Origin of the sequence: Methylobacterium sp. 88A, assembly GCF_000376345.1 — a bacterium.
Taxonomy (GTDB): Bacteria; Pseudomonadota; Alphaproteobacteria; order Rhizobiales; family Beijerinckiaceae; genus Methylobacterium; species Methylobacterium bullatum.
This window is the reverse complement of sequence record NZ_AQVT01000001.1, coordinates 1,598,688-1,615,636: the sequence shown is the minus strand read 5'-3', so window position 1 is coordinate 1,615,636 and position 16,949 is coordinate 1,598,688. Positions and strand designations below refer to the sequence as shown.

Below are 16,949 nucleotides of genomic sequence, written 5' to 3'. Positions count from 1 at the left end.
GTCTACAATGCGGCGAACGCGTCGATTTGTGAAATCGGACCCTATTCGTAGGCCCGAACCGCCGCGATGAAGGCGGCGATGCGTTCCGTGCTCTTCTCTCCCGGTCGCGTCTCGACGCCCGAGGAGACGTCGACGGCGCGCAGGCCCGTGCGGGCGAGGGCTTCGGCGAGGTTCTCCGGGGTGAGACCGCCCGAGAGCATCGTCCCCGCCGGCAGGGTTTTTCCTGCGAGAAGATCCCAATCGAAGGCGAGGCCGTTGCCGCCGGGAAGTGCCGCATCCGGCGGCGGCTTGGCGTCGAGGAGTATGCGGTCGGCTGCCTCGTACGCGGCGATGGCGGCGAGGTCCGAGGGCGTCGAGACGCCGAGCGCCTTCATCACGGGGCGACCACTGCGATCGCGGATCGCCGCGACCCGCTCGGGCGTCTCGTGTCCGTGGAGCTGGATCCAGTCCGGATCGACGGTGCCAACGGCCGCATCGATCAGGGCATCGTCGGGATCGACGAGGAGGACGACCCGCTCCGCCCTGCCCTTCGCCCGGTCCGACAGCAAACGCGCCGTCTCCAGCGGGACATGGCGCGGGCTCTTGGGGAAATGCACGAAGCCGACGAGGTCGGCCCCGGCCGAGAGCGCCGCGTCGAGAGTGTCGGGCGCGCTCAGCCCGCAGATCTTGACGCGGATGGACGGCATGACGGCTCTAACGCGGCGCGGGGAGCGCGACGCGGCTGTCGAGGCCGGGATAACGCTCGGCCGGAGCGGGCTCGCTCGCCGCGACACGCGACTTCAGACGCTCGGTCTCGCCCTCCAGGCGCCGGATCTCGCGGCGGCGGGCCGCGCTCGTCCGCCGTGTGCTCGACTGGCCCAGCCACGTGCCGATGCCGCCGCAGAGGATGCCGATGGCGACGGAAGCGAAGATGAGGACGTAGAGCGGCAGCGGCAGGCTGAAGGCCGGCGTGTCCGTCGTGAACGGATCGAAGGACAGGCGGACGACCTCCCGATTGGCGACGGCCAGGGCGACGACCACGATCGCCACGGGAAGCAGGATCAAACCCTTGAGGAAGCGGATCATCGAGACACTCCGGTCGATGGGACGAGGCTGTGCATGGCGTTCAGGATTCCTCGCTTTCGGAGGGCTCCTCGGCGCCGATCCCGGCCTCATTGAGTCGCTGGCGCATCTCCTTGCCCGTCTTGAACACGGGGATGGCCTTCTCGGAGACGGCAACGGGCTCACCGGTGCGCGGGTTGCGCCCCCGTCGCGCATCGCGGCGCTTGACCGAGAAGGCGCCGAAGCCCCGCAGTTCGACACGGTCGCCGCGCGCCAACGCCTCGGCGATCGTGTCGAGGATCGCCTTCACCAGGGTTTCCACGTCGCGCTGGTAGAGATGCGGGTTCTGCTCTGCGATCCTGAGCACGAGCTCCGACTTGATCATGCGGCGGTCTTCCCTGACTTCATGCGGTTCCGGCACCCCTGCGGACGTGATCCGGGCAGGCGTGATTCGGCGTCGCCCTCAAGGCGCATCGGCGGAACCCGGACGCCAGAGGGCGAGCATGCCCCCTTGCGCGAGACCTGCCGTCTCGTCGCCGGCCTGACGCAGGCGCGTGGCGAGGCCGCCCAGCCCCATCAAGTCGGCCCCCATGCCGAGAGCCGACCAGAGCTTGAAATCGCTCTCGGATTTCGGCTTCCAGTCGCGCACGGGCAGACCCTTGGCGACGTTGCGCTCGGTCTCGAGCCAGGCGATTGCCTGACGCTCACCGCCGACACCGTCCACCAGCTTCAGCGGAACGCTCTGGCGGCCACTGAACACGCGCCCGTCCGAGACGGTCGCGAGTTCCTTCTCGGAGAGCTTGCGCCGCTCGGAGACGAGTCCCTTGAACCAGGCGTAGGTATCGCCGACGACGGAGGCCAGGGCGGCGCGGGCCTCGGGCGAGGTCGGGGTGAAGCCCGACGGCTCTGCCTTCAGAGGCGACGACTTCACCGACTCGACCTTGACCCCGACCTTGTCGAGGAGGCCGGACAGGTCGGGATACTGGAACAGCACGCCGATGGACCCGACGAGGGCGGTTTCCCGCGCGACGATATGATCGGCCGCGATGGCGGCGATATAGGCGCCCGACGCCGCCGTGCCGTCGACGAAGGCCACCATGGGCTTCTTCTCGGCCAGCGCGCGCAGGTTGCGGTAGAGTTCCTCTGAGCCGGTGGTGGTGCCGCCAGGCGACGAGATCGAGACGATCACGCCCTGCACCGCGCCGGCGTCGCGGACCCGCTCGATGAGTTTCGTCGTCGATTCGCTGCCGGCGATGAAGCCGCCGATGGAGATGCGGGCGATCTGCGGTTTCACGGCCGGGAAACCGAAGCCGTCATTGCCCCGGACCCGGTAGCCCAATGTCCCGACGGCGACGATCAGCCCGCCGATCCCCACGACGCGCCACAGGGAGAGTTTGCGGCGCAGGCGCCGACGATCGATCAGAAGTTCGGCGTCTGCGGCCATGCGATCGTCCCGCTCCCTTGACTCGTCCGACCGCTGCGGCCGGCTGTTCGCTCACGACACGTAAGGATGTACCGGTAAAGGTGCCCCCAAACGTCCCCTCGAGATGTGTTCCACACCCGCCGCCGGATTGCACCAAGCCGTTGGCAGCTCTCGCGTCCTTCCGCCGGACGACCGATGGAGTCCGGGGTACGCGAAAGCAGGGCCGTGTTCTAGCGCCCCCTCCGGTGGACCGGCAAGAGGACTCGTCGACGGGAAGCGAAGCTTGGGAGCGAAGCCGTGGGGATGGGGGCTCGGCGGGTGGTTCGATCGCTCGGCCGAAACAGAATCCTCCGATGTCGAACCGGTGACATCGGAGGCTTTTGGCGGCCAAACTCACTCGCTCAGGGAGCGAGGTCGTGGACCGGCTTCGTCGTGGTGGTGCGGTTGCTGTTGAGGACGGTGTTGCTGACCTGTGTCTGCTTCAGTGCCTCCAGGTCGATCTGCGGGGGAACCGGCAGCTGCAATTGCTCGCTCGTATAGGCCCAGGCCTGCGCGACCCGCTCCGGATCGTCGTTCAGCTTCAATCCGTAGCTGGGGACGATCTGCCGGAGCTTCGCCTGCCATTCAGGGGACGACACCTTGGAAGCGAAGACCTTCTCCAGCACCTTCAGCATGATCGGAGCCGCGGTGGACGCGCCCGGCGAGGCGCCGAGCAGGGCCGCGATGCTGCCGTCCTTCGCGCTGACGATCTCCGTGCCGAGCTTCAGAACGCCGCCCTTGTCCTTGTCGCGCTTGATGATCTGCACGCGCTGGCCCGCCTGCCACAGGCGCCAGTCCTCCTTCTTCGCCTTGGGGAAATACTCACGCAGGGCGGCGATGCGGTCATCGTCCGAGAGCATCAGCTGCCCGGCCAGATATTCCACCAGGGGATATTCATCCACGCCCACGCGAACCATCGGCCAGACGTTGCTGGTGGTCGTCGAGGACAGGAGGTCGAAATAGGAGCCCTCCTTCAGGAACTTGGTGGAGAAGGTCGCGAAGGGACCGAACAAGAGGACGCGCTTGCCGTCGAGGACGCGCGTGTCCAGATGCGGAACGGACATCGGCGGCGAGCCGACCGAGGCCTTGCCGTAGGCCTTCGCCAGATGCTGCGTCGTCACATCGGGATTCTCGTTGACGAGGAACGAGCCGCCGACGGGAAAGCCGGCGTAGTCCTCGCCTTCCGGAATACCGGATTTCTGCAGGAGATGCAGCGATCCGCCGCCCGCGCCGATGAACACGAACTTGGCGTCGAAACTCTGCTCGGATCCGTCCTTGAGGTTCCGGGAGACCACGCGCCAGGAGCCGTCGGGATTCTTGTCGATGGTCCGGACCTCGGACGAGGCCTTCAGGTCGAAGTTCGGCTGGCTCTGCAGATGCCCGACGAACTGGCGGGTGATCTCGCCGAACTCCACGTCGGTGCCCAGAGAGGTCCAGGTGGCTGCGATCTTCTGCTTGGGATCGCGGCCCTCCATCATGAGGGGGACCCATTTCCGGATCTGCTCGGGATCGGTCGAATAGTCCATGCCGGCGAAGAGCGGGCTCGCCTTGAGCGCGGCATGGCGCTTCTTGAGAAAGGCGATGTTCTCGTCGCCCCACACGAAGCTCATGTGAGGGGTGTAGTTGATGAACGAGCGGGGGTTCTTGAGGACGCCGTTGCGAACCTGCCACGCCAGGAACTGGCGCGTGACCTGAAAGGCCTCGTTGATCTCGACGGCCTTGGTGATCTCGATCTGGCCGTCCTTCTTCTCGGGCGTATAGTTGAGCTCCGCGAGGGCGGAATGGCCCGTGCCGGCATTGTTCCAGCCGTTGGAGCTCTCCTTCGCCACGCCGTCGAGCCGCTCGATCATCTGGATCGACCAGTTGGGTTCGAGCTCGCGCAGCCAGACACCGAGCGTGGCGCTCATGATGCCGCCGCCGATCAGAAGGACATCGACCTTCTTCGCCGGAGGGGCCGCGAGAACCAGGGTGCCGGGCACGGCCACGGCCGCCATCCCGGTCAAGGCCGTGCCGAGGATCTGCCTGCGGTTCAGGGCAGGCGCCGTGGAGGAAACGCCCTTGGACGGGCACATATCGTTGTCGTCGGCGCTCATCGCCATACCTCGTTCTGCGGAACACGTCCGAAGGACCCTCATCGGACGGCTGTCCGCCCAGGGCATCGGATCGAGAGGATCGGAGGAGCGCTTCTTCCCAGAGGGCATTCTTGCCCGGTGTGCTGGATTGACCAGTCTGCCGGATCGATGCCTCGCCGATCCCGGTCGGTAAAGGGGTCGGCAGTAGTCTTCCAGCTATTATTTGTCAGTCCGGTGGTGCGATTGGACGTTCTGACTTTCTCTCTGGAACATTTACAGATGAGAGGTCGATACGACGCCTCGGGACTTCGGCTATGTTTCCATGTCCGAGAGGATTCCGCATGGGCAACTCAGCCCTGAACGAGGCGAGCCGGTGCGAAGGGCATCGGCGGCTGCCATCCGCGAAGTGCCAGGGCTGTTTCAGTTGATCGTCGTGCGGCCCGAATGTCCCATCCGGGCTGCCGCTCCGGAATCCCGTCCCGTACCGGCGATGTCTCGAACCGTGGCGTTTTCAGTTCGAGCCGATCCCTCGGTGCCCGTCTCCTAAACGATGGCCCGGAGGGCAACAATCTGTGGCTCGCCGCAATCCGTTCAAATGCCGGATTTTGAAACCGGCATGTCAGGGCGAGTCCGCTCGAGAGAGAGCGTGTCGAGACGAAGAAACGCCCGCGCGGGAGGCGATCCCACGCGGGCGTTCAGGATGCGATCACCGACTCCAGGGAGTCGGCGACCGTTCATGTCGGCGCCGGATTTAGTCCTGCGCGTCGTCCTTGTCGTCGCTGGTGCGGGCCTTCTTGAAGGCGGCACCGAGGATCTCGCCGAGGGAGGCGCCGGAATCGGCGGAGCCGAACTGGGCCATCGCCTCCTTCTCCTCGGCCATTTCCAGGGCCTTGATCGAGAGCTGGACCCGACGCGCCTTGCGATCGAACTGGATCACGCGGGCATCGAACTTCTCGCCGGCGGCGAAGCGCTCGGGGCGCTGATCGCCACGGTCACGAGCCAGCTCGGCCCGGCGGATGAAGGTGGAGAGGTCGGTGTCGACGATCTTCACCTCGACGCCCGAATCCTTCACTTCAAGCACTTCGCAGGTCACGATCTGACCCTTCTTGAACTCGCCGGCCTCCGTGAAGGGGTCGCCGCCGAGCTGCTTCACGCCGAGCGAGATACGCTCCTTCTCGACGTCGACGTCGAGAACCTGGGCGCGCAGCATGTCGCCCTTCTTGAACTCCTCGATGACCTGCTCGCCGGGACGGTTCCAGTCGAGATCCGACAGGTGGACCATGCCGTCGACGTCGCCGTCGAGACCGATGAACAGACCGAACTCGGTCTTGTTCTTGACCTCACCCTCGACCTCGGAGCCGACCGGATGCTGCTCGGCGAAGGCCTCCCAGGGGTTCTGGAGGGTCTGCTTGAGGCCGAGCGAGATGCGGCGCTTGACGGGATCGACTTCGAGGATCTGCACTTCCACTTCCTGCGAGGTGGAGACGATCTTGCCCGGATGAACGTTCTTCTTCGTCCAGGACATCTCGGAGACGTGGATCAGGCCTTCGATGCCCGGCTCCAGCTCCACGAAGGCGCCGTAATCGGTGATGTTGGTGACACGGCCCTTGAGCTTGGCGTCGACCGGGTAGCGCTGGGCGATGCCCTCCCACGGATCGGCGAGCAGCTGCTTGATGCCGAGCGAGATACGGTGGGTCTCGTGGTTGATCTTGATGATCTTGACCTTGACCGTCTGGCCGATGGTCACGACCTCGGACGGATGGTTCACGCGGCGCCACGCCATGTCGGTGACGTGGAGCAGGCCGTCGATGCCGCCGAGATCGACGAAGGCGCCGTACTCGGTGATGTTCTTGACGACGCCGTCGATGACCTGACCCTCTTCGAGGTTGGCCACGAGCTCGGAGCGCTGCTCGGCGCGGCTCTCTTCGAGGACGGTGCGGCGCGACACGACGATGTTGCCGCGGCGGCGATCCATCTTGAGGATCTGGAACGGCTGCGGGGTGCCCAGCAGCGGGGTGACGTCGCGGACGGGACGGATGTCCACCTGCGAGCGCGGCAGGAACGCCACGGCGCCGTCGAGATCGACGGTGTAGCCGCCCTTGACCTGGTTGAAGATCGCGCCGGTGACGCGCTCGTTGGCCTCGAAGGCCTTCTCGAGCTTGACCCAGCTCTCCTCGCGGCGCGCCTTGTCGCGCGAGATGACGGCTTCGCCGAGCGCGTTCTCGATGCGGTCGACATAGACCTCGACCTCGTCGCCGACGGCGAGTTCGCCTTCGCGGCCGGGGCCGTTGAATTCCTTGAGGGCGACACGGCCTTCCGTCTTGGCGCCGATGTCGATGACGGCCACGTCCTTCTCGATCGCGACGACGCGACCCTTGACGACGGAACCTTCGGTGATCTCGTGCTCGAGGAAGCTCTCCTCGAGGAGAGCCGCGAAGTCGTCGCGGCTCGGGTTACGCTGCAGGGCGCTACCAGCGGTCATTCTGTCTCCTGACAGGCCTCATGATCGAGGCCGGCGTCGGCGGTTCGTGTGACGGGGCACCCTCGGCGATCGCCGCCCGCGCGCCCCCTGGAGGACTCGACAGGCTCACCCCCCGCAGGAGGGCCGACGCAATCTGGAACAATGGTCGAGGGCCATTCCCCAACGGGTCGATGGCGGGACGAAAAGCCCGCGCACAGTCGAATCCGAAGGGAGGACGGCGCTGCCATAACCGATCGCGTCCGTTTCGGCAACAGAACGCTTGCGATCCGCGCGGGAGGATGCGTTCACGTAAGCATCCAGCGCGGCGTATCGGCGTGGCGCAGCCAGATCGCGGAGGCGACCGAGAGCGCCTCGATCGGCATCTCCACGTCGCCGCGGCCCTTGTCCCAGAGTTCGATGCCGGAAAAGCCGACCTTGCGGATCGTCAGCCACGCGCCGAAGGGGAATGTCGCGTCGGTACCCTGGCCGGGGCCGAAACATTCCTCGAAGGCCAGGGGATCGATCATCATCTGATCGTATTTCCGGAGGTGCTCAACCATCGAGACCTTGGATCGGAACAGGATGCGGTCGCGGATATGGGACGAGAAACACGGCTCGTATTCCGTCAGCGTCATCCGGAGCTTGCCTCCGATGCGCAGATAAGGCGGATTCGGCCCGGCCTCGCTGAAGTTGAGCAGGCTCCAGCCCTCCTCATTCATCAGTGATTCGGCCAGCGTCACCGGTTCCGATGCCCCCAGTCGAGGATCGGCGTCGCGAGCCGCCGTATCGGGGCCGGTTCCCGTGGCCAGGATGTCGGACCCGATCGTGTGGCCGCCCGGCTCGTATTCCGCCACGTCGTGTGCCGTCTCGTGAGAGGCCATCATTCGCCCCGTAAAAGTGTCCCCGGCAATCGAGGGCGGTCAATATTGCGCATTTTCTCATGCTTGGCGATCATGCAGCGCACCAACACGATAAAGGCGCCGCAACAGCGGCGCCTCCGGTAGTATGTCTGTCGGTTGGCGGACGCTCGACGCGACGATTATTCCTCGTCTTCGTCCTCGGTGCTGCGCATGCCCTTGAGCTTGGCGAAGACCGAATCCGCGTTGAGCTTCTCGTCGCGCTCGTTGCGGTGATGCTCGTCGGCTTCCTCGAAATTGCCGGCCGTGGAGACTTCGGTGGGCAGCAGGGTCGCGCCGGCATCGGTGGGCAAGACCGCCGGGCGGTCCTTGGCGGCGCGCTGGACTTCGAAATCGAGGTCGATCTGCGTGCAGAGGCCGAGGGTCACCGGGTCCATCGGCTGCAGCGAGCCGGAATTCCAGTGGGTCCGCTCACGGATCTGCTGGATCGTCGACTTGGTGGTGCCGACGAGGCGGATGACCTGCGCGTCCTTGAGCTCGGGATGATTGCGCAGCAGCCAGAGGATGGCGTTCGGCCGATCCTGACGGCGCGACAGCGGGGTGTAGCGCGGACCCTTGGTGGTGCGCTTGACCTCGGGCAGCTTCACCTTCGAAACAGCCACCTTGAGCTTGTAGTTGGGGGCCTTCTGCGCCTTCTCGATCTCGTCGCGGGTGAGCTGCCCGGTGGTGATCGGGTCGAGGCCCTTGATCCCCGCCGCGACTTCGCCATCGGCGATGCCCTTCACTTCGAGGGGGTGCAGCTTGCAGAAATCGGCGATCTGCTCGAAGGCGAGGGACGTGTTCTCGACCAGCCAGACGGCGGTCGCCTTCGGCATCAGCGGACCTTGGGACATGCTCTGTGGCTCCGACGTTAGCGGGGGAACGGGCGGCGCCGGGCATCGGTCCGCAGGCTCCGGATCAGTCGATCCGGAAGTCCCGTCTCACGCTCTCAAAAGGGGATCAGCGTATATAGGCGGCTGCCGGAGGGCGCGCAATTGCCTTCACGTCCGGTCGTCGACGATGGACAGCCGGATACGCCCGCTCTCCCCCGTCGATTGGCAGCCGTGCGGCGTCGACCGTCAGACGAACAGGCTCGAGACGCTCGATTCCGTCGCGGTCCGGCCGATGGCCTCGCCGAGGAGCGGAGCGATGGTGGCGACGCGGATATTGCGGGCGAGCTTGACCGCCTGCGTCGGCTGGATCGAATCGGTGATCACCAATTCCTTCATCCGCGAGGCGGCGATGCGGGAGACCGCGCCGCCCGAGAGCACGCCATGGGTGATGTAGGCCGACACGTCCTTGGCGCCGGCGTTGAGCAGGGCCTCGGCCGCGTTCACCAGGGTGCCGCCGGAATCGACGATGTCGTCGACGAGGATGCAGGACCGACCCTCGACCTCGCCGATGATGTTCATGACCTCCGATTCCCCCGGGCGCTCGCGGCGCTTGTCGACGATGGCCAACGTCGCGTCGATGCGCTTGGCGATGGCGCGGGCGCGGACCACACCGCCCACATCGGGGGAGACCACCATCCATTCCTTCGGGTCGAGGCGTTCCTTGATGTCGCGCACGATCACAGGCGCGGCGAAGAGGTTGTCGGTGGGGATGTCGAAGAAGCCCTGAATCTGCCCCGCATGGAGATCGAGGGTCATCACCCGGTCGGCGCCGGCCTCGGTGATGAGGTTGGCCACGAGCTTGGCCGAGATCGGGGTGCGGCCGGAGGTGCGCCGGTCCTGCCGGGCATAGCCGAAATAGGGGATCACCGCCGTGATGCGCCGCGCCGAAGAGCGCCGCGCCGCGTCGATCATGATGAGCAGTTCCATCAGGTGATCGTTGGCGGGGAAGGAGGTCGACTGCACGATGAAGACGTCCTCGCCGCGGACGTTCTCCTGGAGTTCGACGAAGATCTCCATGTCCGCGAAGCGGCGGACCATGCACTTGGCCAGGGGAAGCTCGAGATAGGCGGAGATCGCCTCCGCCAGCGGACGGCTGGAATTTCCAGCGATGATCTTGATCGAGGACTTCATGCCGCCGTCTTCATCTCTCGATTCCTGCGCCGCGCCGGATACCGGCCCCTCGGCGCGGCACCCCTTACAGCCCCCGACCCGGTGTCACAATGCCTTCACCGATCATTGAGGGCTGCCCTGCACAGATCACGGCTCTAACAGGCGATGGAGGTGGACGATGAAATAGCGCGTCTGAGCGCTGTCGACGGTGGCCTGCGCCTTGGATTTCCAGGCGCTCTGCGCGGAGGCATAGTCTGGAAAGATTCCGACGATGTCGAGCCCCTTCACATCGCGGAAGTTGATGCCTTCGAGGTTCTCGAGCTCGCCGCCGAAGACGAGATGCAGCTTCTGTCCGCTATCGATCGTGGTGGTCATCGTCTCTCCTTGGCAGGCCGTGGGGCCGCTGGCACGGGGTGGGATCGAGGGTGCGGGCCGACATTCGGCGCCGCGCTTTAGCGGTGTTCGCGACGCGAAGCGAGATGCCGCATGTCGGCAAGCATCCGCCGGGCCAAGAGTCACGGCCCCGCCATGCGCCGGCCCCGGGACTCACAGTTCGAACAGGGATTGCTGAGGCGGGGCCTCCGCCGACTTTCGCGGCTGCCGCTTGCGCTTCGGCGGCCCCTCCCCGCCGGGCGCCGTATCGTCCGCGGCCTCGGACCGGGCGAACCGCGTGCCGTCCGCGAATTCGAGCCCGAGCCGCTGGCCCGGCGTCACCGAGGCGGCGGCGCGGATCGGGGCTCCGTCCTCGTCGCGGACCAGGGCGAAGCCGCGCGCGAGGACGGCGCGGTAGCTCAGCGTGCCGAGGAGTGCCGCGAAATTACCGAGCCTGTCGCTCCGCCGCTCGTTCAGGCGGCGGATTGCCTGGCCGAGCCGGGCATCCAGGGCGCCCAGGCGCTCGAAGCGGCGGGCGGTCTCCGTGCGGGCACGGACGAGGGTCTGTTCGCGGGCCACGACGAGGCGCCGGCCGAGATAGCCCAGCGCCTCGCTTTTTCGTGTCGCATAGTTCTGCAAGGCGGAACGAGGGCGGTCCGCGACGAGGGCGAGGCGGCCGCGCGCCTGGGCCAGCCGCAATCCCGGCGGGTGCCGCCCGAGCCGATCAAGCAGGCGGCCGAACCGCGCCCGGTGATCGCGCGCATTGCCGGCCAGCGCCGGCATGAGCCGGGCCTCGGCGAGGTCGAGCCGTTGGCGTTTTCCCGCGAGGAAGGCATCCGCTCCCGGCATGGCACGCAGGAGCGCGCGCAGGTCGGAGCCTTCGCGGTCGAGCTTGCGCCGGACGGCTTCGCCCTGGCGGTGGCCGAGGTCGCGGATCTCGGCGACGAGATCGGCGCGGACCGGCACGGCCATCTCGGCGGCGCCCGTCGGCGTCGGTGCGCGGCGATCCGAAACGAAATCGATGAGGGTGGTGTCGGTCTCGTGGCCCACCGCCGAGATCAGGGGGATGGTGCTCTCCGAGGCGGCGCGGACCACGATCTCCTCGTTGAACGCCCACAGATCCTCGATCGAGCCGCCGCCCCGCGCGACGAGGAGCACGTCCGGCCGTGGGATCGCTCCGTCCGGCGGGAGCGCGTTGAAACCGCGGATGGCGGCGGCGATCTCCTCGGCCGCCCCCTCCCCCTGGACGCGCACGGGCCAGACCAGGACCGGCCGGGGGAAACGGTCTTCCAGCCGGTGAAGGATGTCCCGGATGACGGCGCCGGTGGGCGAGGTCACCACTCCGACGACCCGCGGGAGATAGGGAATCGCGCGCTTGCGGTCCGCGGCAAACAGGCCTTCCGCCGAGAGGACGCGCTTGCGCTCCTCCAGCAAGGCCATCCAGGCACCGATCCCGGCGGGTTCGAGGGTCTCGACGACGATCTGGTAGGACGATTTGCCGGCGAAGGTGGTGATGCGCCCGGTGGCGACGACCTCCAGCCCCTCCTGGGGGCGCTGGCGCAGGCGGTTGAAGGTTCCCTTCCACACCACCGCATCGATGCGGGCAGTGCCGTCTTTGAGCGAGAAATACGCGTGTCCGGAACCGTGCTGGCCGCGATAGCCGGAGATTTCGCCGCGCAGCCGGACATGGCCGAACGCGTCTTCCAGCGTCCGTTTCAAGGCCGAGGCGAGGTCCCCCACCGACCATTCTGGCGCGTTGGAGACGGCCGGTGTCGGGGCGGCAGGATTTGAAGCAGGGGGAGGAACGAGGGCCATGGCGCGGGGACGCTAGGCCGGGTCGGCGCGCGGGTAAACCCCGGCGCGGTCGGTCAGAACATCAGAGCCAGCAGGAGGATGCCCGACAGCACGGGAGCGACGCCGATGGCGAGCGCCCAGGGCCAGAAGCCGGGGATATGCGGGGGACGGTTGTCGTTGACGGGTCTCACCGAGGGTCGGCCACTCACGAGGAACTGCGACAAACGCAGGCCCGACCCGGTTTGCGGGACGATCGGGAGAGCAGTGGAGTGGCGACATCCTGGCATGACGGTGTTCAACCCGCAGACGGCCCGTATCGTTCCTGCGACGGCCATCGATTGCGTGAGGTCGGAAGCGGTAATTAGAGCATCGATGCGAACGGCGCGCCAGGGCCTCCGTGAGCGCCTGCCTCGCGGGAAGACTGTCCATCTCTCGCTTTTCGGGGGAAACCCTGTGCGGGAAGGCCCGCCGCCCTGCGCTGCGGGCCTTCGAGGATGCTATGTTTCGGACCGACCGTTCGCTACCTGGCCACTCGCGCCGGCTCCGGCATCCCGGCATGCCTTCCGCGTCTTTCGAAGCGTGACTTATGAACATCCTCCTCATCGGCTCCGGCGGACGCGAACATGCCCTGGCTTACGCCATCGCCAAGAGCCCGCTCTGCTCCCGCCTGTTCACGGCCCCGGGCAATCCGGGTACGGCCGAATACGGCGAGAACCGTCCCGATCTCGCGGTCACCGACCATGAGGCGGTGAGGCGTTTCTGTGAGACCGCCGAGATCGGCCTCGTGGTGGTCGGGCCCGAGGCGCCCCTCGTGGCGGGCCTCGTGGACGATCTCCAGGCGGCGGGCATCCGCGCCTTCGGGCCGACCAGGGCGGCGGCGCAGCTCGAAGGCTCGAAGGGCTTCACCAAGGATCTCTGCGCCGAGCGCGGCATCCCGACCGCCGCCTTCGCCCGCTTCACCGATCAGGATGCGGCCCTCGCCTATCTGGCGCAATCCGGTGCGCCCATCGTGGTGAAGGCCGATGGGCTCGCCGCCGGCAAGGGCGTCGTGGTGGCGGAGACCCTGGAGCAGGCCGAGAGCGCGGTCCGCTCCATGCTCGGCGAGCCGGGCGCCGAGATCGTCATCGAGGAATGCCTGTTCGGGGAGGAGGCGAGCTTCTTCGCCCTCTGCGACGGCACGAACGCGGTGCCGATCGGGACGGCGCAGGACCATAAGCGCGTGTTCGACGGGGATCGCGGCCCGAATACCGGTGGCATGGGCGCCTATTCCCCGGCCACCATCCTGACGCCCGCCCTCGAACGGGAGGTGATGGACACGATCATCGCCCCGACGCTCGCCGGGATGCGGGAGCGCGGGACGCCCTTCACCGGCATCCTCTACGCCGGCCTGATGCTGACGGCCGATGGCCCTAAGCTCATCGAGTACAACACCCGCTTCGGCGACCCCGAGGCGCAGGTGCTGATGCCCCGTCTCGCCTCCGACCTGGTGCCGGCCCTGCTCGCCGCCTGCGAGGGCGACGTCACCGGCATCGCGCTGCAATTCGACGCTCATCGCGCGGCCCTGACCGTGGTGATGGCGGCGGCCGGTTACCCCGGCGCGGTGATGCGCGGTTCGACGATCCGGGGGATCGCCGAAGCCGGCGCCAGCAACGCGGTCATCGTGTTCCAGGCCGGCACGCGGGCGGAGAATGGCCGCATCGTCGCCGATGGCGGCCGGGTGCTGGCGGTGACGGCCATTGGCGACAGCATGATGGAGGCCCAGGCCCGCGCCTATGCGGCGGTGTCGCGGATCGACTGGCCCGAGGGCTTCTGCCGCCGGGACATCGGTCGGCGGGCCGTGGCCCGCGAAGTGGCGGGGGACGGCATCTGACGACGCCGCGCCCTTGAAATTGCGGGCGCCCGCTCATCTTGCTCGGTGACGGCCGGTATTGCGCCGGCGCGGAGGAATCGACCGATGGGCTACGTCTCGAAGACCGTAATGGAAGAGGGCAAGGCCGCCAAGATCGCGGGCCAGCCGGATGGGTCCAACCCCTACCCCGCCGGATCGCAGAACAGCGCCGACTGGCTCGAAGGCTACACCTACGACGAGGCCGAGCAGAACGTCGACAACGACTCGGACGAGTAGCCGCCCGGTTCAGTCCTTCGTCCAGACCTGCCCGTGATAGACGAACACCCCTGGCCGGTTGGCCAGGGCGGCGAGACCCGAAAAGGCCGGGTCCTGAACCGAGATCACGCTGGTGGGGATCGCCTCCATCTGCGTGACGAAGGGCGGCTTGTGCTCGAAGGACCGCCGGAAACCGCCCTTCTTCAGGATGGGCAGGATCCGCGGGGCGATGCCGCCGCCGATATAGACGCCGCCCGTGGCGAGGAAGGTCAGGGCGAGGTCGCCGCAGACCCGTCCGAGCAGCTTGGCGAACAGGGTGACGGCCTCGGCCGCAACCGGGTCGCTGCCGTCGATAGCCGTATCGGTCACCTTTGCGGGCTCGGCATCCGCCGCCTCCCGCCCGGTTCGCGCGAGATGGATCGCCTTGTAGAGCCGTGCGAGGCCGGGTCCCGAGAGCAGCGCCTCCACCGTCACCCGCCCCTCGATACGCTCCACATGCCGCCAGATCTCCTCCTCGTCGGCATCGGCGGGGCCGAAATCCACATGGCCGGCCTCGGTGGAGACGATGGCGAGATGATCCGCGTAAGCGATCACGGCCGCCGCGCCGAAGCCGGTGCCGGGGCCGAGGACGAGCCTCGTCCCCTGGTCGCCCTTCAGCCCGCCATCGCGATGGGGGCCGACCGGCGTCAGGTCGGTGGGGGCGATATCCACGGCGCCGGCGGCGACGGGGACGTAATCGTTGACGACCACCGCCCGCGAGAGGCCGAAATCCCGGCCGATCCGCGCGCCTTCGATGACCCAGTTCGCATTGGTGAGACGGACGGCGGGACCGTCGATCCGGGCAGCGACCGCCAGGATCGTCGAGCGCGGGGCCGGTCCGTCATACTTTTCGAGAACGGAGCGGATCGCGGCGCTCGGGTCGGGGAAGGCGTTGGTCGGGACATGGCCGACGATCTCCGCCCCGGCGCCCGCCTCCGGCACGAGTGCGAAGCGGGCATTGGTGCCGCCGATATCGCCGACGAGGACCGGGAACTCGAACATGTGTGCGGTTGTCCTTCGCGCTGGAATCCGGGGTTTCACATCTCTCCCGCCCTCGAGGCGGGTGCGGGGCGTCACGGTCAGGTCTGCGGCACCGGCCCCGATGCGGGATCGCGGCCGGTCGCGCCCTCAGGCGGGCGGCAGGGCGTCGGGGTCGATCGGTGCGCCGTCGGCCCAGGCATAGATGAGGGCGCGCACGGCATCGGGATCGGTGAGGCGCCGGGTGGCGATGGTGTCGCTGCCGCCGATGCGGACGCTGACCCCGCCCTCCTCGTTGACCACGGCGAAGGCCTTCTCGTCGGTGAGGTCGTCGCCCAGAAACATCGCACGGCGGCCGGCATAGGGCGGCGCCTCGGACAGGGCGCGGATGGCATGGCCCTTGGTCGCGGAGGCCGGCACGATCTCGCCGACCGCCTTGCCGAGTTGGAGCCGATAGGCGTCACCGAGATCGGAAGCGGCCGCCTTCACGGCCTCCTCGGCCTTCGCGGCGTCGGTGGGCGTGGCGAGGCGCCAATGCACCGCGACGGAAGCGCCCTTGTCCTCGATCAGCACGGATTCGAGGTCGCGCACGGCGTCCTTCAACCCCGCGATGCGGGCGCGCAGGGCGGGATGATCCTCGGCGCTGCCTCCCGACACCACCCCGTCGACCCGCCGCTCGACCCCGTGAAGCCCGGCGACGTCGAACCTGGCGGGCGAGAGGAAATCGTCGATCACCGCGATGGGGCGGCCGGTGACGATGGCGAGCGCCCCGCCGAGCCGGTCCCGCAAGCGCAGGAGCGCGGGCGCGAGCTCCGGGGGCACCACCACCTGGTCCGGGCGCGGAGCAATCTCCACCAGGGTGCCGTCGAAATCGAGAAAGAGGGCGAAATCCGTCACAGGCAGTGTCCCAGGGTGTCTGGCTCGGGATGGCCGGCTCACCGAGACGGCCGATCCATCGGAGCGGCCGAATGTCTATCGTCCGCGTCGCGAGCCGGGCTAGCATGGCCCGCGCCACGCGCAAACGCCGCGTCTCGAATATCGCCTGCGTGCCGGCCCCCATCTCGAAAACGGCCTCCCGGTTTCGGGAGGATGCTCTCCCGGCAACCCCTTGATACGCCTTCGAAATTGGATGATGCCCATGCACCCGACCCCCCTGCCCTGCGGTCCCGGCCAGGAAAGCGTGTGGGATTATCCCCGCCCGCCTCGGCTGGAGCGCGTGGCCCGGCGCCTGCGCGTGGTGTTCGCCGGTGCCACCGTCGCCGAGACGGTGGCGGGGTGCCGCGTGCTGGAGACCAGCCATCCGCCGACCTATTACCTGCCCCCCGGCGATGTGGCCGACGGCGTGCTCGGGCCGCCCATCATGGGGGGGATCTGCGAATGGAAGGGCCGCGCCGTCCTCTTCGATGTCCTGGCCGGCGGCCGTCGGGCACCGGGCGCGGCCTGGGCCTACCCGACGCCGACGCCGGATTTTATGGCCATTGCCGGCTTCGTCGCCTTTTATGCCAGGGCGATGGAGGCCTGTTTCGTCGATGACGTGAGAGTCGAGCCGCAGCCCGGCGGCTTTTATGGCGGCTGGATCACGCCGGAGATCGTCGGCCCGTTCAAGGGCGGACCGGGCAGCATGGGCTGGTGAGCGCCACGGCCCACGCTGTCGATGCGCCACGCGACGGCCCTTCGACGCGCCATGCGACGGCTCTTCGGCGTTTGACCGACAGCCGGCAAATACC

Annotated in this window: 16 protein-coding genes; 3 read left to right on the top strand and 13 right to left on the bottom strand. The window is 67.6% G+C overall.

What is annotated here, in order from left to right; all coding sequences use genetic code 11:
* Window positions 1-41 precede the first annotated feature (41 nt).
* The 11 genes from A3OM_RS0107715 to xseA all read right to left on the bottom strand — a co-directional run bounded on the left by A3OM_RS0107715 (window position 42) and on the right by xseA (window position 12,122).
* Entirely contained in the window at window positions 42-686 is a 645-nt protein-coding gene (locus A3OM_RS0107715; protein ID WP_018043163.1) for a phosphoribosylanthranilate isomerase, read from the bottom strand.
* A 7-nt stretch (window positions 687-693) separates the two neighbouring features.
* Window positions 694-1,065 (bottom strand): lipopolysaccharide assembly protein LapA domain-containing protein, encoded by a 372-nt coding sequence (locus tag A3OM_RS0107710; RefSeq protein WP_018043162.1) that lies wholly within the window; start codon window positions 1,063-1,065, stop codon window positions 694-696.
* A 40-nt stretch (window positions 1,066-1,105) separates the two neighbouring features.
* Window positions 1,106-1,426 (bottom strand): integration host factor subunit beta, encoded by a 321-nt coding sequence (ihfB, locus tag A3OM_RS0107705; protein ID WP_018043161.1) that lies wholly within the window; start codon window positions 1,424-1,426, stop codon window positions 1,106-1,108.
* Between the two features lie 78 nt (window positions 1,427-1,504).
* Window positions 1,505-2,485, bottom strand: a complete 981-nt coding sequence (gene sppA, locus A3OM_RS0107700) for a signal peptide peptidase SppA (protein ID WP_018043160.1) — start codon at window positions 2,483-2,485, stop codon at window positions 1,505-1,507.
* 380 nt (window positions 2,486-2,865) lie between these two features.
* Entirely contained in the window at window positions 2,866-4,596 is a 1,731-nt protein-coding gene (gene mqo / locus A3OM_RS0107695; RefSeq protein ID WP_245257770.1) for a malate dehydrogenase (quinone), read from the bottom strand.
* A 730-nt stretch (window positions 4,597-5,326) separates the two neighbouring features.
* Window positions 5,327-7,057, bottom strand: coding sequence for a 30S ribosomal protein S1 (gene rpsA / locus A3OM_RS0107690; RefSeq protein ID WP_018043158.1), 1,731 nt, complete (start codon window positions 7,055-7,057; stop codon window positions 5,327-5,329).
* A 284-nt stretch (window positions 7,058-7,341) separates the two neighbouring features.
* Window positions 7,342-7,920 carry a hypothetical protein gene (locus tag A3OM_RS0107685; RefSeq protein ID WP_018043157.1) on the bottom strand — a complete coding sequence of 193 codons (579 nt, stop codon included), beginning with the start codon at window positions 7,918-7,920 and terminating at the stop codon, window positions 7,342-7,344.
* Between the two features lie 155 nt (window positions 7,921-8,075).
* Window positions 8,076-8,786: a DUF1013 domain-containing protein gene (locus A3OM_RS0107680; protein ID WP_018043156.1), complete on the bottom strand. Its 711-nt coding sequence runs from the start codon at window positions 8,784-8,786 to the stop codon at window positions 8,076-8,078.
* 225 nt (window positions 8,787-9,011) lie between these two features.
* Window positions 9,012-9,956, bottom strand: coding sequence for a ribose-phosphate pyrophosphokinase (locus tag A3OM_RS0107675; protein WP_018043155.1), 945 nt, complete (start codon window positions 9,954-9,956; stop codon window positions 9,012-9,014).
* Window positions 9,957-10,082: 126 nt separating this feature from the next.
* A complete protein-coding gene (locus A3OM_RS0107670) occupies window positions 10,083-10,310 on the bottom strand; it encodes a DUF4170 domain-containing protein (protein ID WP_018043154.1) in 228 nt (75 codons plus the stop codon).
* A 171-nt stretch (window positions 10,311-10,481) separates the two neighbouring features.
* Window positions 10,482-12,122, bottom strand: coding sequence for an exodeoxyribonuclease VII large subunit (gene xseA / locus A3OM_RS0107665; RefSeq protein WP_026175823.1), 1,641 nt, complete (start codon window positions 12,120-12,122; stop codon window positions 10,482-10,484).
* Between the two features lie 565 nt (window positions 12,123-12,687).
* On the opposite strand from xseA, the gene purD reads away from it, so the two are divergent.
* On the top strand, window positions 12,688-13,971 hold the full coding sequence (gene purD, locus A3OM_RS0107655) for a phosphoribosylamine--glycine ligase (protein ID WP_018043151.1): 1,284 nt from the start codon (window positions 12,688-12,690) through the stop codon (window positions 13,969-13,971).
* A gap of 84 nt (window positions 13,972-14,055) precedes the next feature.
* Window positions 14,056-14,226, top strand: a complete 171-nt coding sequence (locus A3OM_RS26090; protein WP_018043150.1) for a hypothetical protein — start codon at window positions 14,056-14,058, stop codon at window positions 14,224-14,226.
* 9 nt (window positions 14,227-14,235) lie between these two features.
* Here A3OM_RS26090 and A3OM_RS0107645 read toward each other — a convergent pair whose 3' ends face one another.
* Together A3OM_RS0107645 and otsB are read right to left on the bottom strand one after the other, a co-directional pair.
* Window positions 14,236-15,246 carry a glucokinase gene (locus A3OM_RS0107645; protein WP_018043149.1) on the bottom strand — a complete coding sequence of 337 codons (1,011 nt, stop codon included), beginning with the start codon at window positions 15,244-15,246 and terminating at the stop codon, window positions 14,236-14,238.
* 126 nt (window positions 15,247-15,372) lie between these two features.
* Window positions 15,373-16,119 (bottom strand): trehalose-phosphatase, encoded by a 747-nt coding sequence (otsB, locus tag A3OM_RS0107640; RefSeq protein WP_018043148.1) that lies wholly within the window; start codon window positions 16,117-16,119, stop codon window positions 15,373-15,375.
* Between the two features lie 241 nt (window positions 16,120-16,360).
* Here otsB and A3OM_RS0107635 point away from each other — a divergent pair, with 241 nt between their 5' ends.
* Entirely contained in the window at window positions 16,361-16,855 is a 495-nt protein-coding gene (locus tag A3OM_RS0107635) for a DUF427 domain-containing protein (protein ID WP_026175821.1), read from the top strand.
* Window positions 16,856-16,949 lie beyond the last annotated feature (94 nt).

Bases quoted from the DNA above. Each gene is read 5' to 3' on its own strand.
- A3OM_RS0107675 (WP_018043155.1), bottom strand. From the start codon at position 9,956: ATGAAGTCCTCGATCAAGATCATCGCTGGAAATTCCAGCCGTCCGCTG.
- A3OM_RS0107635 (WP_026175821.1), top strand. From the start codon at position 16,361: ATGCACCCGACCCCCCTGCCCTGCGGTCCCGGCCAGGAAAGCGTGTGG.
- A3OM_RS26090 (WP_018043150.1), top strand. From the start codon at position 14,056: ATGGGCTACGTCTCGAAGACCGTAATGGAAGAGGGCAAGGCCGCCAAG.
- A3OM_RS0107670 (WP_018043154.1), bottom strand. From the start codon at position 10,310: ATGACCACCACGATCGATAGCGGACAGAAGCTGCATCTCGTCTTCGGC.
- A3OM_RS0107645 (WP_018043149.1), bottom strand. From the start codon at position 15,246: ATGTTCGAGTTCCCGGTCCTCGTCGGCGATATCGGCGGCACCAATGCC.
- rpsA (WP_018043158.1), bottom strand. From the start codon at position 7,057: ATGACCGCTGGTAGCGCCCTGCAGCGTAACCCGAGCCGCGACGACTTC.
- A3OM_RS0107715 (WP_018043163.1), bottom strand. From the start codon at position 686: ATGCCGTCCATCCGCGTCAAGATCTGCGGGCTGAGCGCGCCCGACACT.
- A3OM_RS0107685 (WP_018043157.1), bottom strand. From the start codon at position 7,920: ATGATGGCCTCTCACGAGACGGCACACGACGTGGCGGAATACGAGCCG.
- mqo (WP_245257770.1), bottom strand. From the start codon at position 4,596: ATGAGCGCCGACGACAACGATATGTGCCCGTCCAAGGGCGTTTCCTCC.
- ihfB (WP_018043161.1), bottom strand. From the start codon at position 1,426: ATGATCAAGTCGGAGCTCGTGCTCAGGATCGCAGAGCAGAACCCGCAT.
- A3OM_RS0107710 (WP_018043162.1), bottom strand. From the start codon at position 1,065: ATGATCCGCTTCCTCAAGGGTTTGATCCTGCTTCCCGTGGCGATCGTG.
- sppA (WP_018043160.1), bottom strand. From the start codon at position 2,485: ATGGCCGCAGACGCCGAACTTCTGATCGATCGTCGGCGCCTGCGCCGC.
- purD (WP_018043151.1), top strand. From the start codon at position 12,688: ATGAACATCCTCCTCATCGGCTCCGGCGGACGCGAACATGCCCTGGCT.
- xseA (WP_026175823.1), bottom strand. From the start codon at position 12,122: ATGGCCCTCGTTCCTCCCCCTGCTTCAAATCCTGCCGCCCCGACACCG.
- A3OM_RS0107680 (WP_018043156.1), bottom strand. From the start codon at position 8,786: ATGTCCCAAGGTCCGCTGATGCCGAAGGCGACCGCCGTCTGGCTGGTC.